At 57.7% G+C, this 25,616-nt stretch carries 19 protein-coding genes, 1 tRNA gene and 1 riboswitch; of the genes, 4 read left to right on the top strand and 16 right to left on the bottom strand.

Features of this window, described 5'->3' with window-relative positions; translation table 11 throughout:
• Positions 1-46 precede the first annotated feature (46 nt).
• Positions 47-1,444 carry an OprD family outer membrane porin gene (locus tag FCN45_RS12690; protein ID WP_137386137.1) on the bottom strand — a complete coding sequence of 466 codons (1,398 nt, stop codon included), beginning with the start codon at positions 1,442-1,444 and terminating at the stop codon, positions 47-49.
• Positions 1,445-1,710: 266 nt separating this feature from the next.
• A riboswitch (TPP riboswitch) is annotated at positions 1,711-1,806 on the top strand.
• 33 nt (positions 1,807-1,839) lie between these two features.
• Between FCN45_RS12690 and thiM the strand changes: the two genes are divergently transcribed.
• From thiM to fbaB, 3 genes are all read left to right on the top strand, one after another.
• Complete coding sequence (gene thiM / locus FCN45_RS12685; protein ID WP_137386136.1) at positions 1,840-2,625, top strand: hydroxyethylthiazole kinase; 786 nt, start codon at positions 1,840-1,842, stop codon at positions 2,623-2,625.
• Positions 2,622-3,422 carry a bifunctional hydroxymethylpyrimidine kinase/phosphomethylpyrimidine kinase gene (gene thiD / locus FCN45_RS12680; RefSeq protein WP_137386135.1) on the top strand — a complete coding sequence of 267 codons (801 nt, stop codon included), beginning with the start codon at positions 2,622-2,624 and terminating at the stop codon, positions 3,420-3,422. The genes thiM and thiD overlap by 4 nt, the downstream gene beginning before the upstream one ends.
• A 147-nt stretch (positions 3,423-3,569) precedes the next feature.
• A complete protein-coding gene (gene fbaB, locus FCN45_RS12675) occupies positions 3,570-4,622 on the top strand; it encodes a class I fructose-bisphosphate aldolase (protein ID WP_101763338.1) in 1,053 nt (350 codons plus the stop codon).
• A gap of 156 nt (positions 4,623-4,778) precedes the next feature.
• Here fbaB and FCN45_RS12665 read toward each other — a convergent pair whose 3' ends face one another.
• From FCN45_RS12665 to FCN45_RS12645, 5 genes are all read right to left on the bottom strand, one after another.
• Complete coding sequence (locus tag FCN45_RS12665; RefSeq protein ID WP_101763339.1) at positions 4,779-5,465, bottom strand: GntR family transcriptional regulator; 687 nt, start codon at positions 5,463-5,465, stop codon at positions 4,779-4,781.
• A gap of 98 nt (positions 5,466-5,563) precedes the next feature.
• Positions 5,564-7,024: a mannitol dehydrogenase family protein gene (locus FCN45_RS12660; RefSeq protein WP_137386134.1), complete on the bottom strand. Its 1,461-nt coding sequence runs from the start codon at positions 7,022-7,024 to the stop codon at positions 5,564-5,566.
• Between the two features lie 44 nt (positions 7,025-7,068).
• Positions 7,069-8,352, bottom strand: a complete 1,284-nt coding sequence (locus tag FCN45_RS12655; RefSeq protein ID WP_101763341.1) for an MFS transporter — start codon at positions 8,350-8,352, stop codon at positions 7,069-7,071.
• Positions 8,353-8,436: 84 nt separating this feature from the next.
• Positions 8,437-9,447 carry a Zn-dependent oxidoreductase gene (locus FCN45_RS12650; protein WP_137386896.1) on the bottom strand — a complete coding sequence of 337 codons (1,011 nt, stop codon included), beginning with the start codon at positions 9,445-9,447 and terminating at the stop codon, positions 8,437-8,439.
• Between the two features lie 208 nt (positions 9,448-9,655).
• A tRNA-Asn gene (locus tag FCN45_RS12645) sits at positions 9,656-9,731 on the bottom strand.
• 306 nt (positions 9,732-10,037) lie between these two features.
• On the opposite strand from FCN45_RS12645, the gene FCN45_RS12640 reads away from it, so the two are divergent.
• Positions 10,038-11,159 (top strand): Gfo/Idh/MocA family protein, encoded by a 1,122-nt coding sequence (locus FCN45_RS12640; RefSeq protein ID WP_137386133.1) that lies wholly within the window; start codon positions 10,038-10,040, stop codon positions 11,157-11,159.
• Positions 11,160-11,236: 77 nt separating this feature from the next.
• Here the strand turns inward: FCN45_RS12640 and yegS are convergent, their stop codons facing one another.
• From yegS to FCN45_RS12590, 10 genes are all read right to left on the bottom strand, one after another.
• Positions 11,237-12,136: a lipid kinase YegS gene (gene yegS, locus FCN45_RS12635; RefSeq protein WP_110866633.1), complete on the bottom strand. Its 900-nt coding sequence runs from the start codon at positions 12,134-12,136 to the stop codon at positions 11,237-11,239.
• A gap of 249 nt (positions 12,137-12,385) precedes the next feature.
• Entirely contained in the window at positions 12,386-13,753 is a 1,368-nt protein-coding gene (yegQ, locus tag FCN45_RS12630) for a tRNA 5-hydroxyuridine modification protein YegQ (RefSeq protein ID WP_137386132.1), read from the bottom strand.
• A gap of 145 nt (positions 13,754-13,898) precedes the next feature.
• Positions 13,899-14,606, bottom strand: a complete 708-nt coding sequence (gene baeR / locus FCN45_RS12625) for a two-component system response regulator BaeR (protein ID WP_101763346.1) — start codon at positions 14,604-14,606, stop codon at positions 13,899-13,901.
• Positions 14,607-14,615: 9 nt separating this feature from the next.
• Complete coding sequence (baeS, locus tag FCN45_RS12620; RefSeq protein WP_101763347.1) at positions 14,616-16,001, bottom strand: two-component system sensor histidine kinase BaeS; 1,386 nt, start codon at positions 15,999-16,001, stop codon at positions 14,616-14,618.
• On the bottom strand, positions 15,998-17,404 hold the full coding sequence (gene mdtD / locus FCN45_RS12615; RefSeq protein ID WP_137386131.1) for a multidrug transporter subunit MdtD: 1,407 nt from the start codon (positions 17,402-17,404) through the stop codon (positions 15,998-16,000). Before mdtD ends, baeS begins: the two co-directional genes overlap by 4 nt.
• A gap of 16 nt (positions 17,405-17,420) precedes the next feature.
• The gene (locus tag FCN45_RS12610) at positions 17,421-17,819 is read right to left on the bottom strand and encodes a type II toxin-antitoxin system VapC family toxin (protein WP_137386130.1); all 399 of its coding nucleotides are present in this window, start codon (positions 17,817-17,819) and stop codon (positions 17,421-17,423) included.
• Positions 17,819-18,052, bottom strand: coding sequence for a type II toxin-antitoxin system VapB family antitoxin (gene vapB, locus FCN45_RS12605; RefSeq protein ID WP_101763423.1), 234 nt, complete (start codon positions 18,050-18,052; stop codon positions 17,819-17,821). Before vapB ends, FCN45_RS12610 begins: the two co-directional genes overlap by 1 nt.
• 71 nt (positions 18,053-18,123) lie before the next feature.
• A complete protein-coding gene (mdtC, locus tag FCN45_RS12600; protein WP_137386129.1) occupies positions 18,124-21,195 on the bottom strand; it encodes a multidrug efflux RND transporter permease subunit MdtC in 3,072 nt (1,023 codons plus the stop codon).
• Positions 21,192-24,314, bottom strand: a complete 3,123-nt coding sequence (locus FCN45_RS12595; RefSeq protein WP_137386128.1) for an MdtB/MuxB family multidrug efflux RND transporter permease subunit — start codon at positions 24,312-24,314, stop codon at positions 21,192-21,194. The genes mdtC and FCN45_RS12595 overlap by 4 nt, the downstream gene beginning before the upstream one ends.
• Positions 24,314-25,534, bottom strand: coding sequence for an MdtA/MuxA family multidrug efflux RND transporter periplasmic adaptor subunit (locus FCN45_RS12590; RefSeq protein ID WP_137386127.1), 1,221 nt, complete (start codon positions 25,532-25,534; stop codon positions 24,314-24,316). The genes FCN45_RS12595 and FCN45_RS12590 overlap by 1 nt, the downstream gene beginning before the upstream one ends.
• Between the last annotated feature and the right edge of the window lie 82 nt (positions 25,535-25,616).

Here is a 25,616-nt window from a genome sequence, read left to right as displayed (position 1 = left end):
TATCCTTCTCCACGGAGGTAAGTCTCTGGCTCCTGCCAGATCGGGGTCAAAACAGGGTGAATGGCGCGACGACCATAAATTTGATGTCTTTCTCGTCCTGGAAGATGTTGCCGTAGCCGCCGCTATAGCTGGGAAGATCGCTGTGATTGTCGTAGCGGGTGTAGTGCAGTTTGAATTGGGTGTCTTTGGCGCGGCCTTGCTGGATGGTGTAAACCATGTCGAGGCTCCACGCGGACTCTTTCAGGCGCTGATTTTGGTCGTAGAGGGGATTGGTGGAAGGCTTCGCGTCCCAACCGTAGGCGTACGACGTACCGACTTGCCAGCCAGGTAATTGCCAGTGTCCCAGATCCACCATCACACCGGCGAAGAGCGCTTTCTCACCGTTGGCGTTCCAGTCCGAGCGTGAATCCCACCACACGTCCATGCGGCCATTCGAGCTGGCGTAAGACGGCGTCATACGTTGCAGGAAGAAGCCCTGATTACCCTCGGCTTTTACCCATGTGCCTTCGAGGCGGAAATCGAACGCGCCGAGCGTGTAGCCGAACGTCAGCGCCTGCAGCCACGCGAGGCCATCGTAAACATCGTTGATCTGGCCAACGCCGCTGTTGTCACGATCCTTCGCGCCATAAAACTGATAACTAGTGCGCAGCGGTGCATCGGCCAGCGGCAGCTGATAAGAGGCTTTGGCGAAATACTGATCCATGTAATTCGCCGCCTGGCCGTAGGCGCCTTCCAGCACCAGCGCGTTTTTAAAATCGTATTTGGCACCAAAGGATTGCAGCCACGGAATCTCCGTCACGCCATCGGCTTTACGGAAGTTGTACATGTCGCGATACCACGGCGCTTTGTATTCGTCAGTCCACATCCAGGAGACGGAAAGGGCGCCGGCGTCGCTAAAATCAAAGGTGGTGCCGGCCTCAACGCCGCGATAGGTGCCGGGCAGGAAGCTCCAGTGCGGTGCCAGCAGCGTCTGCCCGGTGGGCTGCAGATAGCCTGCACGCAGCCAGTTATCCTGCCATTTTGCCTTGATGGCGGCTTTATAGAGACTTAAGCCGCTCTTATCTCCGCTCCAGTCCTCATCCCAGCGCGTGCGGGCATTACTGAAACCAATTTCATTCGGTGCCGCCGGGCCGCCGTTGCTTAACTCCAGCGCGCCAAACGCTGCCAGATCGAGGCCGATCACCTCACCGGCGTAACCGGATGAGAAGTCGAGATTGGCATTCGCAGAGGCGTGATGCAGATTGGCATCATACTGACCGTACGAGCCTTTTTGCGGATCCATCTCTTTGCGATCGCGCTGGCGTTGCCAGTAAAACAGATTGCCAGAGAGAGTGGCGTCTTCGACAAAACCCACGGCGTGGGCGGAGGGAACCGGCACAAAAGTGCCGGCAAACAGGGCAGAGACAATGGCCGCAGAGAGCGGCGCGCGTGGAATCCGACGCATAGCAAATCCTCCGTGATGCTTCCATAAACAATTAACAAATCCGTATTGTTTCGTCATGAAACAAGTTGCCGGGGATGCTATTTTTCGCGACGCGAATTATCAATGGGATTTATTACAAAGTATGACGCAGCACGCAAAAAAGCGTCGTTTTAAGGCGTTTTATCAATAAGTTACATGAATGTGTAATTTGTTACTTTGTGAGCCAGATTCCAGGAAAGCGGCGTTTACTTGCTTTACCCCAACTTGTTCCCTATGCTCGCCAACGTAGTTTTGACTCGGGGTGCCCCTTTAATACAGGGCTGAGATACACCCGCCGACCTGATCTGGATAATGCCAGCGTAGGGAAGTCAGATGCCTGACCGCATTCGCCTTCTTGATCGCCGGTTGGGAGCCTTATGAAACAGCCTGACCTTCTTTCCCCCGCGCAACTCGCGCACTCTCTGCAACTGCTGCGTCAGCAAGCGCCGCTGGTGCACTGCATGACCAATGACGTGGTGCAAACCTTTACTGCCAACGTGCTGCTGGCACTGCAAGCTTCGCCCGCGATGGTGATCGATCCTGAAGAAGCGGCGCAGTTTGCCGGTTTTGCCGATGCGTTGTTGATAAACGTAGGTACGCTGACGCGCGACCGTCGTGATGCGATGTGGGCGGCGGTGCAAGCGGCGCAAACCGCAGGCACGCCGTGGACGCTGGATCCGGTGGCGGTCGGCGCACTAACGCTGCGCACCGCATTCTGCCAACAGTTACTGAGCCTGCAACCGGCGGCGATTCGCGGTAACGCTTCAGAAATTCTCGCCTTGGCGCAACAGGCTAGCGGCGGACGCGGTGTCGACAGTCTGCATCAGGCCGATGCCGCGTTAAGCGCTGCCCAGCAGCTGGCGCGTGATTACCACACCGTTGTGGCGGTGACCGGTGAAGTGGATTATGTCACTGACGGCGTGCAGACATTCGCCATCCCCGGCGGCAGCCCGCTGATGACGCGCGTGGTTGGCACCGGCTGCGCGTTGTCGGCGGTGGTTGCCGCCTGCACCAGCTTGCCGGGCGATCGCCTGCAGCATGTCGCTGCGGCCTGCCGCGTGATGTCGCTGGCGGGTGAGCAGACAGCGCGCCAGGTCGCCGGGCCAGGCAGCTTTGCCGCTGCTTTCCTCGATACGCTGTGGACGCTGGAGGTCGAGGCATGAAACGCATCAATGCATTGACCATTGCTGGCACCGATCCGAGCGGCGGCGCAGGTATTCAGGCCGACCTCAAAGCTTTCTCCGCGCTGGGCGCGTATGGCACCAGCGTCATCACCGCGCTGGTGGCGCAGAACACCTGCGGCGTGCAGTCGGTGTATCGCATCGAACCTGATTTTGTTGGCGCACAGCTCGATTCGGTGCTGAATGATGTGCGCATTGATGCTGCGAAGATAGGCATGCTGTCCGAAACCGCTATTGTCGAGGTGGTCGCCGAGCGGCTGAAACGGGCCAGCCTGCCGTTTGTGGTGCTGGATACGGTGATGATTGCCAAAAGCGGCGATGCGCTGCTGTCGCCGGATGCGGTGGCGAGCGTGCGCGAATTGCTGCTGCCGCAGGTATCGCTGATCACACCAAACCTGCCGGAAGCCGCCGCGCTGCTGGGACGCGCGATGGCGCAGGATGAGAAAACCATGTTGCAGCAGGGCGATGCGCTGCTCGATCTTGGCTGCGAAGCGGTGCTGATGAAGGGCGGACATCTTAGCGATGCCGAAAGCCCGGACTGGCTGATTACCCGCGACGGACGTCAGCGCTTTACCGCGCCGCGCGTCAATACGCGCCACACGCACGGTACCGGATGCTCGCTTTCAGCCGCGCTGGCGGCGTTGCGTCCGCGCCATGATAGCTGGGCAGCGACGGTCGCTGAAGCCAAGGCGTGGCTGCAACAGGCGCTGCTGCACGCCGATTCGCTGGAGGTCGGTAAAGGCATTGGGCCGGTGCACCATTTCCATCAATGGTGGTAGGGCGTAACGCCAGATTGCCGCTTTTTCACTGCGCATCCGTCTGAAAAATGGAGTCAGCAATTTGCCAGCCTGGCGCTTTCCGGTCCAGGCTGTTGGGGGCGAATCGGCAACGGCCGGTTCCAATCCAGCCATTTATCAGGAGCGAACATGACGGACATCGTACAGTTATTGGGCAAAGAGGCGGATAGCCTTCTTCAACATCGCTGCATGACCATTCCAGCGGATAGCCTCTATTTACCCGGCGCGGATTATGTTGATCGCGTGATGATCGACAACAATCGTTCTCCTGCCGTACTGCGCAACATGCAAACGCTATACAACACCGGACGTTTAGCCGGCACCGGCTATTTGTCGATTTTGCCGGTCGATCAGGGCGTTGAGCACTCGGCGGGCGCATCCTTTGCGGCCAATCCAGCTTATTTCGATCCGAAAAACATTGTTGAGCTGGCGATTGAAGCTGGCTGTAACTGCGTCGCCTCCACCTACGGGGTGCTGGCTTCAGTTTCTCGTCGCTACGCGCACCGCATTCCGTTTATGGTGAAGCTGAACCACAACGAAACGCTGAGCTATCCGACGCAATACGATCAGACGTTGTACGCCAGCGTGGAACAGGCCTTTAATCTGGGCGCGGTGGCGGTTGGCGCCACCATCTACTTCGGTTCCGAACAATCACGTCGCCAGATTGAAGAGATCTCGGCGGCCTTTGAACGTGCGCACGAGCTGGGCATGGTGACGGTGCTGTGGGCCTATCTGCGTAATGATGCGTTCAAGAAAGAGGGCGTCGATTATCACGCCAGCGCCGATTTAACCGGCCAGGCCAACCATCTGGCGGCGACCATCGGTGCGGATATCGTCAAGCAGAAGATGGCGGAGAATAACGGCGGCTATAACGCGGTGAAGTTTGGTCACACCGATGAGCGCGTCTATAGCAAGCTGACTTCGGAAAACCCGATTGATTTGGTGCGTTACCAGTTGGCGAACTGCTATATGGGACGCGCGGGTTTGATCAATTCCGGCGGCGCTTCTGCGGGTGAAACGGATATCGCGGAGTCGGTGCGTACGGCGGTGATCAATAAGCGTGCCGGTGGCATGGGGCTGATTCTGGGGCGCAAGGCGTTTAAGAAGACGTTGAAAGAGGGCGTGCAGCTGATTAATGCGGTGCAGGATGTGTATTTGTCGAAGGATGTGACGATTGCTTGATTGAGTGGGGGCCGTGCTCGCTGTCCCCCATCCCGGCCTTCCCCCGCGAGCGGGGGAAGGAGATGCTGCTACATGCTGCTTCAACACTTACATATTGCAGCATCTTCCTCCCCCATTAATGGGGGAGGACCGAGGAGGGGGACAGCGAGCACTAAATCAAGGCGCCTCAAACCACTCACTATTACGCTCGGCAATCGGCGTAATGGTCAAAATCATCTCCTGCAGATGACGGCGCATTGCGCTTTCAGCTGCGTCAACATCATGCGCTTTCAACGCGTTATAGATATCTTCATGCTGCTGAATCAAACGCTCCGGCGGTGACACTTCGCTCAAGGTCAGAAAGCGCACGCGGTCCATGGTAGCTTTGATGTTCTCCACCGTTTCCCACGCCAGCAGGCAATTAATCCCTTCAGCAATTAAGCGGTGAAACTCATCGTCCAGCCCCAGGAAAGCCTGGCTGTCATGACGTTCAGCGGCGAGACGCTGCAGCTGCAGGTTATGCTCCAGCGCCATCAATCCGGTCGCACCCATCTCCTGCGCGGCGCGGCGAACCACGGCGATCTCTACCGCTTCCCGGATAAAGCGACCGTCGGCCACGCGCTGAGCGGAGATTTTGCGCACGAAGGTGCCGCGCTGCGGTAGCACCTGCACCAGTCCGGCTTCCGCCAGCTTGATAAAGGCTTCACGTACCGGCTGACGTGACACGTTAAAACGCGCCGACACTTCCTTCTCCGACAGCAGCGAGCCCGGATGAATAACGCAGGTCACAATATCTTTGCGCAGATAACGATAGATCTGCTGATTTACCGGTTCGCTGGTGGTTATGGTATAGGCAGTCGACATGCAGCAATATCCGTATTACGGCTGGCATCTGCCAGCCCGTTAAGAAAGGTTCAGTCTAATCAGCACGCTGCGTCTGCGCTACACATTTGTGCAGGCGCTTAGCCTTGTGTGACGAGGCTTTGAACGGTGGCGCGCGCGCCCTGTTTAACCAGTTGCTGATAGAGTTCAGTCACGCGTGAGACAAAGGCGGGCTGCTGCTGCAGATCGTCACCGAACACGGCGTTGAGGCTGAGCAACGCCTTAACGCGTGGCGCACCGTCCTCACTGTTTGCCACAATGTCCGCCAGCTGATCTTTCAGCGGATCGCGAATCTCAATGGCCTGACCTTGCTCATCCACGCCGCTGACGTAGCGCATCCAGCCCGCCACGCCCAGCAACACGAAATCGCACGAGGTGCCATTGCGCAGATGCCAGCGCGCGCTATCCAGCAGGCGCTGCGGCAGTTTTTGCGTGCCATCGGTGGCGATTTGATAGGTACGATGTTTGATGGCGCGATTCTCGTAACGCGCAATCAGGGAATCAGCGTAGGCTTCGAGATCGACGCCTTGCGTGCGCAGCGTCGGCGCCTGATCCTGCAACATCAACGCGCGCGCCGCCGCACGATAGCTGGCATCCGCCATGCAATCGCTGATGTGTTCATAACCGGCGAGAAAACCGAGATACGCGAGGAACGAGTGGCTGCCGTTGAGCATCCGCAGCTTCATCTCTTCGAACGGCAGCACATCGCTGACCAGCTCCGCACCCGCGTTTTCCCACGCCGGACGTCCGTTAACGAAGTTATCTTCGATGACCCACTGGAAAAACGGTTCGGCTTCAACCGCCACCGGATCGCGGCTGCCCAAACGTTCCGCCAGCGTGTCGAACGCTGCATCGGTCATGGCCGGGACGATGCGATCAACCATGGTCGAAGGGAAAGTAATATGCGCCTGGATATACTCCGCCAGCGCAGGGTTATGGCGCTCGGCCAACTGGGTGATCACGTTGCGCGTGACATGGCCGTTTTCCGGCATATTGTCGCAGGACATCACGCTAAACGGCGGCAAATTACGTTCGCGGCGGCGGATAATGGCCGCCAGAATCAAGCCGGGCAGCGAACGTGGCTGACCAGAATGAGCGAGGTCGTGCACAATATCGGGATGATCGGGATTGAGCTTGCCGCTCGACGGCATGTAGCAATAACCTTTCTCGGTTACGGTCATCGAGACAATCGCCACGTCCGGCTGGCTCATCGCCTCAATCACCGCCTCAATGCCGTCGCCTTTGCCATGCAGCGCTTGTGTCACCACGCCAATCACCCGCGTATGTAAACTCTCATCCGCCATTTCGGTTAGCGTGTAGAGCAGATCCTGCTGACGCAGCGCCTGAATCAGCGTGCCGCTGTTGAGATTCACTTCGCAATAGCCCCAGTCGCTGCCCTGAGCGGCCAGCTTATCGGTCGCCAGCGCCTGATGCGCGCGGTGGAAGGCGCCAAAGCCGATGTGCACCATGCGGGTTTTGAGTTGGCTGCGATCGTAAGCGGGGCGTTGGACATCAGCGGGGAGGCGTTCAAGCTCTAACATAGTCATTCCTTTTAGCAAATGGGGCGCTCAGCGCCCCATGAGATTTACACTGAAACCGGTTTATTGGTGGCTTTAGGTTCACGAATCACCAGCAGCACCAGCAGCGCGCCGACGCCGGCTACCGCACCCGCGAGGATAAAGGCGCTGTCAAACTTACCGGAGTGCTGCACGATGAAGCCAGTCACCACCGGGCCGATCACGCCGGACAAGCTACCAATCAAATGGATAAAGCCACTGATGCTGCCGACACGGCTTTTGTGCACCACGTCCTGCACAATCGCCCAGTAAATTGCGCCGGTGATGTAGAGGAAGAAGATCGAGATCGACATCATGATCACCGCCGAGTTAACCTCTTTTATCGTACCTGCCAGCGCCACGCAAATCGCCGCAGCGGTAAGTGAAACCACCAGCACAATTTTTCGTGAAAGCAGCAACTTGCCGGTGATGTTGAAAATCTTATCGGAGATCCAGCCACCCAGCGCCAGGCCCACGAAGCCAACAATCCACGGGATCATGGTGGTGATGCTCATCGCTTTGATATCGAGGCCGTGCGCCTGCACCAGATACGCCGGGAACCAGCTCAGGAAGAAGAACAGAATGTAGTTGTAGCAGAAGAAGGCAAAGGCGGTGACCAGAATGATCGGCTGGCGCAGATAAAAGCCTAAACCATGCGCGGCGCCGCTTGAGTCGATCACGTCGGCCGGTTCTTCGGCTTTCAGTTTTTCTACTAAGGCACGCTCTTCTGCCGATACGCGCTTACTTTTCGCCGGATTATCTGACGCGAAGAAGAACCACAGCGCCAGCCAGACGAAGCCAATCGCGGCGATCACTACAAATGCCGGACGCCAGCCGAACGACAGCGCCAGATAACCAACAATCGGACCGGCAACCGCGCCACCCAGCGGTGAACCCGAGCTGAGTAAGCCCATTGCGGTGGCGGCCTGTTTTTTCGGGAACCAGCCGTTAATGGCTTTGTTCGCTGAGGCAGAGATGGGGCCTTCCGCCATGCCAAACAGCACGCGCAGAATCATCATCGACCAGAAGCCAGTCGCCATCGCGGTCAGGCCGCAGAACAGCGACCACATGCCAACGGCGGTGCCGAGCACGATGGTCGGGCCAAATTTATCCGTCGCCAGCCCGCCGATGAAGTTAAACAGGGCATAACCGAAGAAGAAGCTGCCGAAAATCATGCCGAACTGCTCGGCGTTGATCATCAGGTCTTTTTCCACCAGCGGTACCGTCAGAGAGAGGGCGATACGATCAAGGTAGTTGATCATAAACACCAGGAACAACAGCAGTACGAGGGTCCAGCGCAGGTTCTTAAACATAGAAACTCCGTCATCGTCATTTTTTATAGTAATAATGCCGGCGGGTAAGGGACCGGCATGGGGACACCTGGTGTGCGGGTTAACTTAACCCATTTGTAGGATCACTTTGCAGCAGGTGCGGGGATCTTTTTCGAACAGCGTCATGGCTTGCTCAACGTCTGCCAGCGGGAAATAGTGCGTCACCAGTTTCTCCGGCTGGATCTGGCCTTGCTCAATCCACTCAATCACCTGCGGGAAGCGATTGCTGTTGAGACGCGAGGTGAACAGCGACAGCTCTTTGCTGGTGAGACTTTGCTGCGTGATGCTGCACGGCTCGCCAGAAAAACCCAGCAGGCCGATACGCGCCGCCGGTGAGGCGAGGGCGGCGGCTTCTGCCAGGATCGAAGGGTGACAGGCGGCGTCGATAATTAGCGTTGGCTGCACGCCTTCCAGCTGCGCGGCGAGTGGAATCTCACTGTTGTTGAACACCTGATCGGCACCGTTTTCCTGCGCCAGCGCCAGCCGTTCTGGCAGACGATCAACCACCAATACCTGTTCAACGCCATACACGCCTTTCAGCACCTGAATGGCGGTAAGGCCCATTGGCCCGGCACCGTAAATCAGCGCCACATCGTTTGGCTGTGGTTTGAGGAAGGCGGTGATATTGGCCGCGATGGTGAAAGGTTCGACCATGCTGGCGAGTTTGTCGGGAACGCTATCCGGCAGGCGGAAGGCGTTTTTTGCAGGCGCCACGGCATATTCGCTAAAGCCACCGTCGCGGTGCACGCCAATCACCTGCAACGCTGTGCAGACGTTCGGGCGACCAATCGAGCAGGGATAGCAGTGACCGCAGCTGACCACCGGATCGACCGCCACACGTTCGCCAATGCGGCTGGCGGCAACGTCATCGCCGACCGCATCAATCAGGCCGAAGAATTCGTGACCAATCACGCGCGGATATTTAGCGAAAGGATTGTGACCGTGCCAGATATGCACATCGGAACCGCAGATGCTGGCAAATTGCACCTTCACGCGTACTTCACCTGCAGCGGGTTGCGGCAGCGGACGCTCTGCCAATACCAGTTCACCCGGTTGCTCAATCACTACACTTTTCATCATCTACTCCAACGGGAATGCAATGATGAAAAAATACGCGCACTAATACTACCATACAAGTCGGCGTTAAAGAGTTGTGAAGAGAATCACAGAGGAACAGTTACGTAGGTGCGCCATTCATGGCGACCAGGGAATCACGGCCACCCTAAATGGCGATGCTGAAATGACAAAAACCCGCTCAGGTTTCCCTGAGCGGGTTTTTTAAATTTGGCTCCTCTGACTGGACTCGAACCAGTGACATACGGATTAACAGTCCGCCGTTCTACCGACTGAACTACAGAGGAATCGTTTGAACGGGGCGCATATTATCGAGCGGCCCTCGCCTTGTCAAAACTCTTTTTCACAATTCGTTCTGACTGCTGAATAAAGCGTCAATTGCGCGCCATGAGCGGACTCAGCGCGGCAAAATCACGACTGATACAAACTCTTTTGTGACGATGATCACCATCTCTATGCAAAATTACATTCTGATTTGTCGATTTTGTCAGATACCTCGCATGCATGATCACAGATATTTCATTTCGCCGTTGTCGGGGCCAAAAGCGAAACATATATTCCAGATCAACTCTTAAGCGAATGCGGGAATAGTCATGAACAAAGTCAGAATTGGAATGATTGGCAGTGGTTACATTGGTCGTTGTCACGCGATTGCTTACGCTCAGGCACCTACGGTTTTTGCCCTGAAAGGCGAGATCGTGCGTGAGATGCTGGCGGAAGTGAACCCAGAGCTGGCAGCAAAACAGGCGGCAACTTTTGGCTTTGCCCGTTCTACTGGCGACTGGCACGAGCTGGTGCGCGATCCGAACATCGATGTGGTTGATATCTGCGCGCCAAACTTCCTGCATAAAGAGATGGCGCTGGAAGCGATTCGCAATGGCAAACACGTTTACTCCGAGAAACCGTTATCGCTATCCGTGGCCGATGCGGAAGAGATGGTACAAGCGTCGCAGCAGGCGGGCGTTAAAACGCTGGTCGGCTTTAACTACATGAAAAACCCCACCAGCCAACTGGCGCGCGAGATTATCGCGCGTGGTGAAATCGGCGACGTGGTGCACTTCTACGGCACGCACAATGAAGATTATCTGGCACGGCCGGAAACGCCGCTCGATTGGCACTGCCAGAAAGCGTTGGCCGGATTAGGCGCGCTTGGCGACCTCGCTGCGCATATTGTGAATATGGCGCACTATTTGGTCGGTGATATTGAAGAAGTCAGCGGCGATATGATGACGGTGATTAAAGAGCGTCCGGATCCGAAGGATGCTTCACGCCTGCTGCCGGTGGAAAACGAAGATCAGGCCAGCGCCTTGCTGCGCTTTAAAAACGGTGCGCACGGCGTGTTTGAAACCTCGCGAATCGCCTGCGGCAGCAAAATGGGCCTGACGTATGTGGTCACCGGTACCAAAGGCACGCTGCGTTATACCCAGGAACGTATGGCCGAGCTGGAGCTGTATATTCACGATGAACCGGCAGGCCGCCAGGGTTTCAAAACCATTTTGACCGGTCCGGCGCATCCGGATTACGCCAACTTCTGCGTCTCTGCCGGGCACGGCATCGGTTTCAACGATCAGAAAACCGTCGAGATTCGCGATTTAATCAATGGCATTGCCGCTGGCGATCGCATGTGGCCAGATTTCGCCGAAGGATTGCAGGTGCAGAAGGTGCTGGAAGCTGTCGCGGTTTCCTCACTGGAACGCCGCTGGATGAAAGTGTAATCACACTTAACTGAACAACATCGTAGCGGCGCAATGTATTGCGCGCCGTTGAAAGCGCGCCGCTACGGTAATGTGCGTTAAGCAAGTAACGGGCATTGAGGCGGTAAACGGCAGCTCAGTGCGCCCGCCATCACTTCAATCTCAAACTCACTTCCCGTCAGCGGTTCGCCATCCAGATTAAACGTCATCTCATGCGGTGAACGGATGGTGAGCGACTGCAGCTGCGCCGTGACGATATTCGGATTTTCATCATCACGCGTCAGCGAATGCAGCAACGTTGGCAGCAGCTCTTGCGCGGTGACGATGCTGAGGTTGAGCTGTCCATCATTGATCAGTGCATCCGGGCAGAGCTTTTGTCCGCCGCCAGCCTGACGTCCATTGCCAATGCCAATCACCAGCGCATCGCCTTGCCAGTTAAAGCCGGGGCCGCTGATTTCACAGCGATCCGGTTTCAGCGCATCGACGCGCATCAAACCATGAATAAAGTACGACACGCCGCCGAGCGCCGATTTCAGCTTTTCAGGCGTTTCGGTGGTGATGCGTGTACCAAATCCGCCGGTCGCCATATTGATAAAGTAGCGATCGCCGTTCACGCGCGCCAAATCGATAGCCGTGGCTTTTCCCACCAGCGCGAGACGTAAAGCCGGTTCCATCCCTTCGGGAATACCGACGCTGGTGGCGAAATCATTGGCGGTGCCGAGCGGTAAAATGCCCAGCGCCGGACGCTGCTGCTCGGGTAATCCCGCCAGCGCGGTGGCGATCTCATTAATGGTGCCATCACCGCCGCCAGCCACCACGGTTTCTGCCTGCAAAGCGACCGCTTCTTGTACATAACGATCGCCATCACCTTTTTCCCAGGTGACGCGCACCGCCAGATTAAAGCCTTCATCACGCAGCGTATTCACCGCAGCGCGCAAATCTTCATTACCTGCGCCTTTCCCGTTGAGGATCAGCAGCGTCAGCGGTTTGTTTTGCATTATCAGTTCCTTGATGCGAGAGACAGAGCACTGGTTATAGCATAGCTGGTGAGAGAACTTTATCGGCGGGCGACGAAAAAATCGGTGGGCGATCAAAAAAGAAAACCCGCACGGGGGAGCCGGGCGGGTGAATGAGGTGGTTCCTGGTACTACCTGCTTTTATTCTTACTCGTTAGCAGCAGGCGAGATTCTAAAGCGAGGCGAAGAGAGGGTCTGTGATCCTACTCTAACTTCGCCATTTTCTTTTCTTTATGTGCGATTTTTCCCGTGAGGATCGTAGGTGCTGTTGCCATCGGTGAAGTTACGCAGCAGCAGGGCGAAGGCGAGGTTGACCGATTTCGGGACCGGGATCCACACGCGGTGTCCATCGCCTGGCGCCACGTCCACCGCCGATCCTTTATCGTTCTGCATGGTTTCCAGCGTGCAATTAAGGTTGCCTTCGGGCGTCATGATCTCGACAGAATCCCCGAGCATAAACTTATTCTTCACCGCAATTTGCGCCCAGTCGCCGCGACGTTCGCCGGTGAATTCGCCGACAAACTGCTGGCGCTCGGAGATGGAGAAACCTTGCTGGTAGTTCTGATAGCTGTCATGGGTATGGCGACGCAGGAAACCTTCGGTGTAACCGCGATGCGCCAAACCTTCCAGCGTCTCCAGCAGAGTCGGGTCGAAGGGTTTACCCGCAGCGGCATCATCAATGGCGCGGCGATAAACCTGTGCGGTACGCGCGCAGTAGTAGAAGGATTTGGTGCGGCCTTCGATTTTCAGCGAGTGCACACCCATTTGGCTAAGACGTTCAACGTGCGCCACCGCACGCAAATCTTTTGAGTTCATGATGTAGGTGCCGTGTTCATCCTCGAAGGCACTCATCACCTCACCCGGCTTCATCTTCTCTTCCAGCAGGAACACGCGGTCGGTGGTCGCGCCGGCGCCCAAAGTCGGCTCCTGCACCTTAACCGGCTCATGGAAACCGACGATATTGCCCATCTCATCCTGCTTGCCTTCTTCCACTTTATATTCCCAGCGGCAGGCATTGGTGCAGGTCCCTTGATTAGGATCGCGTTTGTTGAGGTAGCCCGATAGCAGGCAGCGGCCGGAGTAAGCCATGCACAGCGCGCCGTGCACGAAGATCTCAATCTCCATTTCCGGCACCTGCTGACGGATTTCTGCAATCTCATCCAGCGATAGCTCGCGTGAAAGAATCACGCGCGTCAGCCCCATCTGCTGCCAGAATTTCACCGTGGCCCAGTTGACCGCGTTGGCCTGCACCGACAGATGAATCGGCATCTGCGGAAAGGCTTCACGCACCAGCATAATCAAGCCGGGATCGGACATGATCAGCGCGTCCGGCTGCATAGCAATGATTGGCGTCAGATCGCGGATAAAGGTTTTCAGTTTGGCGTTGTGCGGGGCGATGTTGACCACAACGTAGAATTTCTTACCGAGCGCATGGGCTTCATTGATGCCCTGCGCCAGAATCTCGTGGGTGAATTCGTTGTTGCGCACGCGCAGGCTGTAGCGCGGTTGGCCAGCGTAGACGGCATCAGCGCCGTAGGCAAAGGCATAGCGCATATTCTTCAGCGATCCCGCTGGAGAAAGCAGTTCAGGTTTTAACATGGATTTTCTCACTGATGTCAGGTCAGCATGCCATCGTGGATGGCAGGTGCAGCGGCCGCATTATACGGCCCTGCAAAAGGTGGGGAATTGTAGGCAGGCCCGCACCCGATGTAAATTGACCTGGATCAATGTAAGCCGTTGCAGGCTACAGCAAGCGGCAGACGTCCGCTTCCCAGCGATACCCCATGCCGTACACCGCGCGGATAAACGGCTGTTCCGCATCGAGGCTTTCCAGCTTGCGGCGCAGGTTTTTGATGTGACTGTCGATGGTGCGATCGGTGACTACGCGGTAATCGTCGTAGAGATGATTGAGCAACTGCTCGCGCGAGAACACTTTTCCCGGCTCCAGCGCCAGCGTTTTCAGCAGACGAAATTCGGCGGGCGTCAGCTCCAGCTGCTGTTCACGCCAGCTGGCCTGAAAGCGGCTCTCGTCAATATGCAAAGGCGATTCCTGCTGCGCCTCTTCCGGCGAACGTTTGACGCGGCGCAAAATGGTTTTGACGCGCGCCACCACTTCACGCGGGCTGAACGGCTTGCAGATATAGTCATCCGCGCCGATTTCCAGCCCCAGCAGGCGATCAATCTCCTCGGTGCGCGCGGTCACCATGATGATCGGCAGTTCCGAGAAACGTCGAATTTCGCGGCACAGCGTTAAGCCGTCGCGGCCGGGCAGCATCAAATCCAGCAGCATCAGGTCCGGCGGCGTGTGCTGAACATAGCTCAACACCGCGTTACCGTCGGCAATGTGGTGCGTGCGATAGTTGGACGCCTGCAGATAATCAATCATCAGCTGCGCCAGTTTGGGTTCATCTTCTACAACAAGGATCAGAGGATCGCTATTTTCCGGGCTCATAAATGGCGTCTAGTGAGGAACATACGGCAAGTTTAGCGTGATTTGCAGTCCACCTAAATCAGAGTGATCCGCACTGATGCTGCCGTCATGTGCTTCCACGATGTTTTTACAGATCGCCAGGCCAAGCCCAGAGCCGCCGCTGGCGCGATTGCGTGAACTTTCCGCGCGGAAAAATCGTTCAAATAATTGTGCCTGATGGGCCGGATCAACACCCGGCGCGCTGTCCGCAAAGCGCAGCTGCCAGTTTTCGCCCGCCAGCTGCATCGAGAGCTGCACCGCGCCGCCGCTGTCGGTGTAACGCAGGCTGTTTTCCAGCAAATTGGTGAACAGCTGCATCAGGCGATCGGGATCGCCAAAGCTCTCCGCCTGCGCGGGTAACGCCAGATTAAGAGCTAAGCCGCGGCTGCGATAGCGTTCGCCGAAACTGCCGGCCACCACTTCCAGCAGAGTGACCAGATCAACCGGCTGCTTGCGATAGGCGAGGGCACCCGCGTCGGACAATGACAGCTGATGCAGATCCTCCACCAGTTTCGTCAGCACCACCACTTCACTTTGCAATGAACTGATGGCTTCCGGCGTCAGCTTGCGCACGCCATCCTGCATCGCTTCCAGCTCACCACGCAGAATCGCCAGCGGCGTGCGCAGTTCATGGGAGATGTCGGCCATAAAGGCGCGGCGGTTGCTTTCGTTCTTTTCCAGCGAACTGGCAAGCTGGTTGAAGTCGCGGCCCAGTTGGCCGAGTTCATCGCTGCTGCCGACTTCCACGCGGGTAGCGAAATTGCCCGCCGCCAAATGGTGCGTGCCATCCACCAGCCGTTTTACCGGTGCCAGTAAACCGCGCGCCAGCAGCCAGGTGACCAGCGCGGCGAGTAACCCAGTCAGCGCCACAATCATCCAGCTGGTGCGTCGCTGCTGCTGATCAAAGTTGATGTCGGTGCTGCGCGTCAGACGTTCAGCCGGTGAGGCAATCACCCAGCCAACAATTTTGCCGTTGCTGGTGGTGATATTGCGCCGGGTACCTTCCGGCGGCACCGGCTGGCGCGGCCCTGACAGCACTTTGTATTGCTGATCGATAATCCAGAACTGCGTGCGCCAGCCGTGCGGCGGTAACTGATTAACGCTGCCCGGATTCTGCTCCAGCGAGCGCAAAATTGAAAAAATCAGCTTGTCATTGCTGCGCAGAAAATCCCAGCTACCGTGCTGCTCATACTGATCGGCCAGCGCATCGCTCAGCAGGGTTAAGCGCTGCTCATTGCCCTTTTTGATGTAATCCACAAAGCCGTGCTCAAAGCTGAGCCGCACGCCCCAATGCATGGTGATGATCACCAGCATGCAAGTGGAAAAAATCGCCGCAAACAGCTTGGCGCCAATGCCCCATTTTACCGGCCGCTTCATCCTTTGCTCCTGCCTCTAAGGTCAACGTTTTTACTGACATCCTTCGGTACGCGCCAGAACACCAGCGCCGGCAGCGCAATCACCAGCGCCATGCACAGATAGGTGTAAATGAAGGTTTGATGCGCCGCCGCGCTGTCGGTTACCACGCCGTGGCCAAATGCGCCCAGCAGCAAACCGGCCACGGTGACGCCAATACTCATCGACAGCTGCATGATCATCGACAACAACGAGTTGCCGCTGGAAGCCAGATCGTCCGGCAGTTCCTTTAGCGTCAAGGTATTCATCGAAGAGAAGCGGATGGCGTTGACCATACCCTGCAGCAATAACACCACCGGCAGTAGCCAAATCCATCCCAGCAGCGCCACCAGCGGGAACAGCAGCACCACCAGCGCCAGCGCCAGGGTCGCGCCGACCAGCGCATTGCGATAGCCGAACAGGTTGACGATGCGCACCACCACGCGCTTAATGCCCATGTTGCCGAGCACCATTGGAATCATCATCAATCCGGCGTGGAATGGGCTGTAGCCGAGGCCGACCTGCAGGAAAATGGGCGTCATAAACGGCAGCATGCCGCTACCGATGCGGCCGGTAAAACTGCCGATCAGGCCAATTGAATAGATGCGGTTATCAAACAGTTTCAGGCTGAACAGCGCGTTATCGTTGTTGCGGCCGTGCATCAGGTAGAACAACAGTGAAAACACCCCAACCAGAATCAGTAAGCCGAGCAACAGCGGCGATCCGCCGGCGCTGCGCTGACCATCCAGCGCCAGCGTTAAGGTCGCCATGCCGACGGCCAGCAGCACAAAACCGAGGAAATCGAAGCGCCGCGTCTGCATGGTGTAATTCGGCATCAGCGTCAGCGTGGCAATCGCACCAATGATGCCAACCGGAATGTTGATCAGGAAAATCCAGTGCCAGCTGGCGTACTGCACCAGAATCCCGCCCAGCGCCGGGCCGAGCAGCGGACCAATTTGTCCCGGCGTGGTGACGAAGGTCATCGCCGACATATATTGCTCGCGCGGCACAATTTTCATCACCGTTAAGCGGCCAACCGGCACCATCATCGCGCCACCAATGCCTTGCACCACGCGCGCCATAATCAGCTCATCGAGCGTGGCGGAGAAGGCGCACAGCAGCGAGCCGATGCTGAACAGCACAATCGCGCAGAAGAAGATATTGCGCACGCCAAAACGGTCCGCCAGCCAGCCGCTGATCGGCAACGTAATCGCCACGGTCAGCACATAAGAAACGATCACCGAGTGCATATTCAGCGGGCTGACGTTGAGATCGCGCGCCATCGACGGGATCGCGGTATTGACGATGGTGGTATCCAGCGCCTGCATAAAGAAGCCAAACGCGACGATCCACAGCTGCCAGCGCACGGTGGCGTTTTGAGGTGACATGCAGGTACCCGTTATGTCAGATCCAGTTTTCGCAGATCAGCCCATTCACGCGTGAAAATTCACGCAAATTGTTCGATACCAACGTCAGGGCGGCACTGCGGGCATGAGCGGCGATATGAAGATCGTTCAGGCCGATAGGCGTGCCATTTTTCTCCAGTTCTGCGCGGATAGCGCCATAATGGAAAGCGGCTTTGGCATCGTAATTCAGCACATCAAGGCGTGAGACAAAATCTTCAACGATGCGTAAGTTCCGCTCAGGAAAGGCGCTCTTTTCTGAGCCATGGAACAACTCCGCCAGGGTGATCGTCGAGATAACCATCCGGCCGACATTGGCGTTGAAACGTTCGAGCACCTCAATCGGCCGCCGCTTGATGACGTAGATAACAATATTGGTATCCAGCATGTAGCGATGCATTAAAACGCTTCCCGCTCAGATTGTTCCTGCGAAGCACGCTCATCCATAAAATCATCGCTCACCGTCGGACCGTCGAGGAAAAAACTGTCCCAGGCGTTCTCTATGGGCGTGAGGATGCGCTCCTTGCCGATTGCTCTGACGGTGACGTTTTTTACATCATCAGGAAAACGAACGTCTGCTGGAATGCGAACGTTTTGTGTCCTGTTGCTGGTGAACACGGTACCTTGTGACATATAAACCTCCACAGTAATGAACGGGTTAAAGTTTACGCTCTTGATGCTACATAGCAAGCGTATGTAGCAGGTCATTTAGCGGTTAACTGAACCTTTTTCTTACGCCGCCGCAACTTATCCATCATCAAATAGACCACCGGCGTGGTGTAGAGCGTCAGCAGCTGGCTCATCACTAAACCCCCGGCGATGGTGATGCCGAGCGGCTGACGCAGCTCCGCGCCGTCACCGCTGGTAAGCACCAGCGGCAGTGCGCCAAACAGCGCGGCGAGCGTGGTCATCAGAATCGGGCGGAAACGCAGCTGGCACGCCTGGAAAATCGCGTCGCGCGGCGACAGATTGCCGTTGCGCTCGGCATCCAGCGCAAAGTCGACCATCATGATGGCGTTCTTCTTCACGATACCGATCAGCAGCAGAATGCCGATCAGCGCAATCAGGCTGAACGGCGTGTTGAACAGCTCCAGCGCCAGCAGCGCGCCGACGCCCGCCGACGGCAGCGTGGAGAGAATGGTCAGCGGATGCACGTAGCTCTCATACAGAATGCCCAGCACGATATACACCGCCGCAATCGCCGCCAGCATCAGGTAGAGCTGATTGGATTGCGACTGCTGGAACACCTGCGCGGTGCCGGCAAAGCTGCCGCGCACGCTGGAAGGCACGCCAAGCGCGGTGATGGTGCGGTCAATAGCTTCAGACGCCTGCGACAGCGATACGCCTTCCGGCAGGTTGAAGGAAACGGTGGACGCCGCCGACAAGCCTTCGTGGTTCACCGATAGCGGCGCGTTGGCCGGTTGCCATTTAGCAAACCAGCTCAGTGGAATCGCTTTGCCGTCGCTGTTAATCACAAACATCTGATCGAGTGAACTGATGTCCTGGGTGTAGCGCGGATCAACTTCCATCACCACTTTGTACTGGTTGAGCGGTTGATAAATGGTGGAGATCTGGCGCTGACCAAAGGCGTTATTCAGCAGGGCATTAGCGGCAGAGACATCAATGCCGAGCCGCGCCATGCTTTCACGGTCGTAAGTCAGATTCATTTCGCTGCCGTTGTCCTGCTGATCCGAGTTAACGTCCGCCAGTTCGGGCAGGGCGGCGAACGCCTGACGGATTTTCGGCTCCCATTCGCGCAAATCATTCAGGTTATCCGACAGCAAACTGTACTGATAGCTGGCGTTGGACTCACGTCCGCCAATACGAATGTCCTGCACCGCGTTGAGATAGAGATTGGCACCGGGCTCTTTCGCCAGCTTAATACGCAGCCGGGCGATCACTTCCTGCGCGCTTTCGCTGCGCTCAGAGAGCGGCTTGAGCGAGACGAACATCGAACCGCTGTTGGTACGTGAACCGCCGGTAAACCCGGTGACGTTATCCACTGCCGGATCGGCTTTGATGATGTTCATGAAATCCTGCAGCTTGCCGCGCATCGCCTGGAACGAAATGCTCTGATCCGCCGAGATAAATCCTTGTAAGCGGCCGGTATCCTGTTCCGGCATAAAGGTTTTCGGGATCGAGATGAACAGCCAAACGGTGAGCGCCACGGTGCCGAGCAGCAACATCAGCACCCAAATGGCGTGATTCAGCACCCAACCCAATGAGCGCGCGTAGCCGTTTTGCACCTTCATCAGCAGCTTGCCGAAACCGCGGAGACGCGGCTGGCTGCGCTTGACCTGCGGCTTCAGCAGATAGGCGCACATCATTGGCGTCAGCGTGACCGAGATAAACAGCGAGATCAGAATCGCCACCGACAGCGTAATGGCGAACTCCGAGAAGAAGCGGCCAATAATACCGCCAATCATCAGCAGCGGCAGGAACACGGCAATCAGCGACAGGCTCATCGACAGCACGGTAAAACCGACCTCGCGCACGCCGGTCAGCGCCGCCTGCAGCGGTTTCATGCCCGCTTCGACGTGGCGCGCAATGTTCTCCAGCACCACAATGGCGTCATCGACAACAAATCCGGTGGCGATGGTCAACGCCATCAGCGACAGGTTATTCAGGCTGAAGCCACACAGATACATGGCGGCGAAGGTGCCAATCAATGAAACCGGCACCGCAGCGGCGGGGATCAGCGTGGCGCGCCAGTCACGCAGGAAGGCAAACACCACCAGAATCACCAGCGCGACGGCGATGATCAGCGACTGCTCCACTTCATGCAGCGAGGCGCGAATCGTTGGCGAGCGGTCCTGCGCAATTTGCAGATCGATGGCGGCGGGGATCACGTCGTGCAGTTCCGGCAATTCGCCACGAATGCGATCGACGGTATCGATGATGTTGGCTTCCGGCGATTTACGCACCACCAGCAGCACCGCCGCTTTACCGTTGGTCATCCCGGCGTTGCGCACATCCTGCACCGAATCCTGCACGTTGGCGACATCGCTGAGGCGCACCGCCGCACCGTTGTTGTAGTGCACCACCAGCGGCTGATATTCGCTGGCGGTTTGCAATTCTCCGTTAGTACGTAACTGCCAGCGCTGCTGCACATCGTCAATCGCGCCCTGCGGACGGCGCTGGTTGGCGTTGCTGATGGCGGTGCGCACCGCATCCAGTGATACGCCCTGGTTGAACAGCGCCTGCGGATTGAGTTCAACGCGCACCGCCGGCAGCGAACTGCCGCCGACCGTCACATCGCCCACGCCCTCAATCTGCGACAGTTTCTGCGCCAGTTGCGTTGAGGCGTAATCATACAGCTGACCGGGATTATAAATGTCTGAGGTCAGCGTCAGGATCATGATTGGCGCATCGGAAGGGTTGGCTTTGCGATAGCTGGGACGGCTCGGCATGCCGGTTGGCAGCAGGCTTTGTGCGGCGTTGATCGCCGCCTGCACATCGCGCGCCGCACCGTTGATGTCGCGATCAAAATCGAACACCAGAATGATGCGCGTGCTGCCCAGCGAGCTGGTGGAGGTCATTTCGCTGACGCCCGCGATGCGTCCCAGCGAGCGCTCCAGCGGCGTTGCCACCGATGCCGCCATGGTTTCCGGCGACGCACCGGGCAGCGAAGCCGAAATCAAAATCACCGGGAAATCCAGCTGTGGCAGCGGCGCCACCGGCAGCAGGCGGAAGCCGAGAATACCGGCCAGCGCAATCGCCAGCGTCAGCAAGGTGGTGGCGACCGGACGATGGATAAACAGCGCGAAAAACTTCACGACTGCGCCTCCGGGCGCTTAAAGCGACGGCGCGTGGCGTGCGACAGGCGATCAAACAGCAGATAGATCACCGGCGTGGTGAACAGCGTCAGCACCTGGCTCACCACCAAACCGCCCACCATGGCGATGCCCAGCGGACGACGCAACTCCGCGCCAACGCCGGTGCTCAGCATCAGCGGCAGTGCACCGAGCAGCGCCGCCAATGTGGTCATCAGAATCGGGCGGAAACGCAGCAAGCACGCCTGATAAATCGCCTCGCGCGGCGGCATGCCTTGCTCACGTTCCGCTGCCAGCGCGAAGTCGATCATCATGATGGCGTTTTTCTTCACGATACCGATCAGCAAAATAATGCCGATAATGGCGATGATATCCAGCTCATTACCGCTCAGCATCAGCGCCAGCAGCGCGCCGACACCGGCGGTGGGCAGCGTCGAGAGAATGGTGATGGGATGGATAAAGCTCTCATACAGCACGCCGAGCACGATATACATCGCCACCACCGCCGCCACGATCAGCCACACGGTGCTGGACAGCGCCGCTTCAAAGGCCAGCGTGCTGCCCTGGAACTGCGTCATCATTTCGGCGGGCATGCCCACCTGATCTTCCGCTGCGCTCACCGCTTTCACCGCATCGCCCAACGAATACCCTTCTGCGACATCAAACGAGAAGGTCGCCGACGGGAACTGGTCGAGATGGTTGATGCTGAGCGCGGCGTGGCGCTGCTCAATCTGCGCGATGGCGCTAAGCGGCACGCTGCCGCCGTCGCTGCTGGTCAGACGAATGCCGTCCAGACTCGCCAGTCCTGGCGTGGCGTCGCTGTTCTGCTCCAGCACCACGCGATACTGATTAGCCTGGGTGTAAATGGTGGAGATCAGGCGCTGGCCAAAGGCGTTATACAGCGCGTTATCCACGTCGGCCATGCTGATGCCGAGGCGGCTGGCGCTGTCACGATCGACTCTTACAAAGGCTTCCAGACCTTGATCCTGCCAGTCGCTGCTGACGTCGCGCAGTTGTGGCAGCGTGTTAAGTTGCTCCAGCAGTTTCGGCACCCACAAACTCAGCGACTCCAGCGAACCCGATTGCAGCGTGAACTGGTACGGCGTGCGACTCGCCTGGGTATCAATGGTCAAATCCTGCACCGGCTGCAGCCACAGCGAAATGCCCGGCACTTTGGCTAACGCCTGTTGCAGACGCTGCTGCACGGCCGGAATGCGATCGTCACGCTCATCCAGCGGCTTCAGGTTGATTTGCAGGCGCGCGCTGTTGAGCGCGGCGTTGGTGCCATCGACGCCGACAAACGAGGTCATGCTCTGCACCGCCGGATCTTTCATGATGATCGAGGCGATATCGCGCGTGCGCTCAGCCATGTTGGCGTAAGAGACCGACTGTGGCGCCTGCAAGGTGCCCTGAATAATGCTGTTATCCTGCTGCGGGAAGAAGCCTTTGGGGATCACGATCCACAGCAACACGGTGATCAGCAAGGTGCCGAGCGCTACCGATAAGGTGATCCATGGATGCAGCAGCACGCGCGTTAAGCCGCGTCCGTAACGGGCAATAATGCGGTCAAACATCGCTTCGCTGGCCCGCGAGAAGCGGTTCTGCTTGCGCAGCGATTCAGCGCTTAACATGCGGGCGCACATCATCGGCGTCAGCGTCAGCGACACCACGGCGGAGATCAAAATCGCCACCGCCAGCGTCACGGCGAATTCGCGGAACAAGCGGCCAATCACATCGCCCATAAACAGCAGCGGAATGAGCACCGCAATCAGCGAGAAGGTGAGGGAGATAATGGTGAAGCCAATCTCGCCCGCGCCTTTCAGCGCCGCCGTCAGCGGCTTTTCGCCTTTTTCGATATAGCGCGAGATGTTCTCGATCACCACGATGGCGTCATCAACCACAAAACCGGTGGCGATGGTCAGCGCCATCAGCGTCAGGTTGTTGATCGAGAAGCCCAGGAAATACATCGCGGCAAAGGTGCCGACCAGCGACAGCGGCACGGCGACGGCGGGAATGAGGGTCGCCGGAACGTTACGCAGGAACAGGTAGATGATCATCACCACCAAACCCATCGCCAGCATCAGTTCGTGCTGGGTATCGCTGACCGAAGCGCGGATGTTGGTGGTGCGGTCGGTAAGCAGTTTCACCTCCACCGATTTCGGCAGCGTGGCGGTTAATCCGGGCAGCATGGCGCGAATATTATCGGCGGTGGCGATGATGTTAGCGCCGGGCTGGCGCTGCACGTTGAGCACAATCGCCTGCTGACGGTTCGCCCAGGCGCCCAGCCAGCTGTTTTCGGCACCTTGTTCGATGGTCGCCACATCGCCCAGTCGCACCGGCGCGCCGTTGTTATAGCTGATGATCAGCTTGCGATAATCTTCCGCCGAGGTCATCTGATCGTTAGCCGACAGGGTAATTGAGCGCGTTGGGCCGTCGAGGCTGCCTTTCGCCGAATTGACGTTAGCGTTAGTAATGGCGGTGCGCACCGATTCGCTGGTCAGGCCGAGCGCAGCCAGCGCCTGGGTGTTCATCTTCACACGCACCGCAGGACGTTGCCCGCCCGACAGCGTGACTAAACCCACGCCCGACACCTGAGAAATCTTCTGCGCCACGCGCGTTTCCACCATGTCCTGCACCTGCGTGAGCGGCATGCTGGTGGTGGTGACGGCGAGCGTCATGATCGGCGGGTCGGCCGGATTTACTTTGCTGTAGACCGGTGGATTTGGCAGATCGCTCGGCAGCAGATTGGTGGCGGAGTTGATCGCTGCCTGTACTTCCTGCTCGGCAACATCCAGTGGCAGCGTCAGCTGAAACTGCAATGTGACAACCGACGCGCCGCCCGAACTCTGCGACGCCATCTGCTTCAGGCCGGACATCTGGCCAAACTGGCGTTCCAGCGGCGCGGTAATGGAAGAGGTCACCACATCGGGAGAAGCGCCGGGATAGAGCGTAACCACCTGAATGGTCGGATAATCGACTTCAGGTAACGCGGAGACCGGCAGAAAACGGTAGCCGAGCACGCCGGCTAACAGAATGGCGATCATCAGCAGCGTGGTGGCGACCGGGCGCAGAATAAACAGGCGCGAAGGTCCACCGCTGCTGTCAGGAGGCATCACCTGCATTATTGACGCTCTCCGCGTGCGGGCTGCGCAGCGCGCGTGCTGTGGGTCGCGGCGCTTTGCGGTGCCACCACTTCAACGGTGGCACCTTCCGTCAGGCGATCGAGCCCATCGGTCACCACGCGTTCGCCTGCTTCAAGGCCCGCGCTGATCACCACTTTCTGGCTGTCCTGTAACCCAGCGGTGACGCGTTTTTTGCTCACTTTGTTATCACTGTTGACCACCCAGACAAAGTGACCGTCGTTGCTCATCTGCAACGCGGCGGTGGGGATCACCACCGCATCCTGCAAGGTGTCCACTTTCAGACGCGCATTGACAAACTGATTCGGGAACAGCGTGTCATCTTCGTTGCTGAAGCGTGCTTTGAGTTTGATGGTGCCGGTGGTGGCATCAATCTGGTTATCGAGGCTCAACAGCGTGCCGCTGGTCAGCAGCGTTTTGTTGCTGCGATCCCAGGCTTCGACGATCAGCGGCTGTCCGCTTTTCTGCGCCTTGAGGATTTGGCTGATGTTGTTCTCGGCGACGCTGAACACCACGTCAATGGGGTGCGTTTCGGTGAGCACCACCAATCCGGTGGTATCGCCGGAGGTGATGTAGTTGCCGACATCCACCTGCTTCAAGCCGACGCGTCCACCAATCGGCGCAGTAATGCGGCTGTAGGTGAGATTAAGCTGGGCGCTGGCGACGTTGCCTTCATCAGCTTTAAGGGTGCCGAGCGTTTCGCTCACCAGCGAACGTTGCGTATCGAGTTCCTGCTGCGATACCAGCGAGGTTTTCGCCAGTTTTTCATAGCGACTGAGATCGCGGCGCGCGTTGGCGAGCGTAGCCTGGTCTTTTGCCAGTTGGCCCTGCGCCTGAGTTAATGCCACCTGATAAGGGCGCGGATCGATTTCCGCCAGCAGCGCGCCAGCGGCCACTTGCTCTCCTTCCTGGAAGTGCAGCGCCATCAATTGGCCGTCAACGCGGCTGCGCACCGTAACGGTGTTGGCGGCGGTCACGGTGCCAAGGCCACTGAGGAAATACGGCACGCTTTGGGTGGTGGCAGCGGCGGCTTGCACTGGCGCTAAGGGGCGTTTGCCACCTGCGCCGCGACCACGCTGCTGCTGACCTTCGGCCTGCGGCTGTTTATTCGGTTCCGCTGGATGCTGCCACCAATAATATCCGCCCGCCAGCACGGCAATCACGGCTAAGGCCAGTAAGCTTGTTTTAATTCGACGGTTCATCAAGGCGTGTGCTCTCCAGCATTTTTCGTTTTCCCCAATGCGAAATATAAAAATAGCCATTTCGCAAACGAATGATTGTAGT

Source organism: Pantoea sp. SO10, from assembly GCF_005281435.1.
Lineage (GTDB): Bacteria > Pseudomonadota > Gammaproteobacteria > Enterobacterales > Enterobacteriaceae > Pantoea > Pantoea leporis.
The sequence above is the reverse complement of the archived record's forward strand: the minus strand, read 5'-3'. Positions and strand labels throughout refer to the sequence as shown.

Bases quoted from the DNA above. Each gene is read 5' to 3' on its own strand.
- FCN45_RS12690 (WP_137386137.1), bottom strand. From the start codon at position 1,444: ATGCGTCGGATTCCACGCGCGCCGCTCTCTGCGGCCATTGTCTCTGCC.
- thiM (WP_137386136.1), top strand. From the start codon at position 1,840: ATGAAACAGCCTGACCTTCTTTCCCCCGCGCAACTCGCGCACTCTCTG.
- thiD (WP_137386135.1), top strand. From the start codon at position 2,622: ATGAAACGCATCAATGCATTGACCATTGCTGGCACCGATCCGAGCGGC.
- fbaB (WP_101763338.1), top strand. From the start codon at position 3,570: ATGACGGACATCGTACAGTTATTGGGCAAAGAGGCGGATAGCCTTCTT.
- FCN45_RS12665 (WP_101763339.1), bottom strand. From the start codon at position 5,465: ATGTCGACTGCCTATACCATAACCACCAGCGAACCGGTAAATCAGCAG.
- FCN45_RS12660 (WP_137386134.1), bottom strand. From the start codon at position 7,024: ATGTTAGAGCTTGAACGCCTCCCCGCTGATGTCCAACGCCCCGCTTAC.
- FCN45_RS12655 (WP_101763341.1), bottom strand. From the start codon at position 8,352: ATGTTTAAGAACCTGCGCTGGACCCTCGTACTGCTGTTGTTCCTGGTG.
- FCN45_RS12650 (WP_137386896.1), bottom strand. From the start codon at position 9,447: ATGAAAAGTGTAGTGATTGAGCAACCGGGTGAACTGGTATTGGCAGAG.
- FCN45_RS12640 (WP_137386133.1), top strand. From the start codon at position 10,038: ATGAACAAAGTCAGAATTGGAATGATTGGCAGTGGTTACATTGGTCGT.
- yegS (WP_110866633.1), bottom strand. From the start codon at position 12,136: ATGCAAAACAAACCGCTGACGCTGCTGATCCTCAACGGGAAAGGCGCA.
- yegQ (WP_137386132.1), bottom strand. From the start codon at position 13,753: ATGTTAAAACCTGAACTGCTTTCTCCAGCGGGATCGCTGAAGAATATG.
- baeR (WP_101763346.1), bottom strand. From the start codon at position 14,606: ATGAGCCCGGAAAATAGCGATCCTCTGATCCTTGTTGTAGAAGATGAA.
- baeS (WP_101763347.1), bottom strand. From the start codon at position 16,001: ATGAAGCGGCCGGTAAAATGGGGCATTGGCGCCAAGCTGTTTGCGGCG.
- mdtD (WP_137386131.1), bottom strand. From the start codon at position 17,404: ATGTCACCTCAAAACGCCACCGTGCGCTGGCAGCTGTGGATCGTCGCG.
- FCN45_RS12610 (WP_137386130.1), bottom strand. From the start codon at position 17,819: ATGCATCGCTACATGCTGGATACCAATATTGTTATCTACGTCATCAAG.
- vapB (WP_101763423.1), bottom strand. From the start codon at position 18,052: ATGTCACAAGGTACCGTGTTCACCAGCAACAGGACACAAAACGTTCGC.
- FCN45_RS12595 (WP_137386128.1), bottom strand. From the start codon at position 24,314: ATGCAGGTGATGCCTCCTGACAGCAGCGGTGGACCTTCGCGCCTGTTT.
- FCN45_RS12590 (WP_137386127.1), bottom strand. From the start codon at position 25,534: ATGAACCGTCGAATTAAAACAAGCTTACTGGCCTTAGCCGTGATTGCC.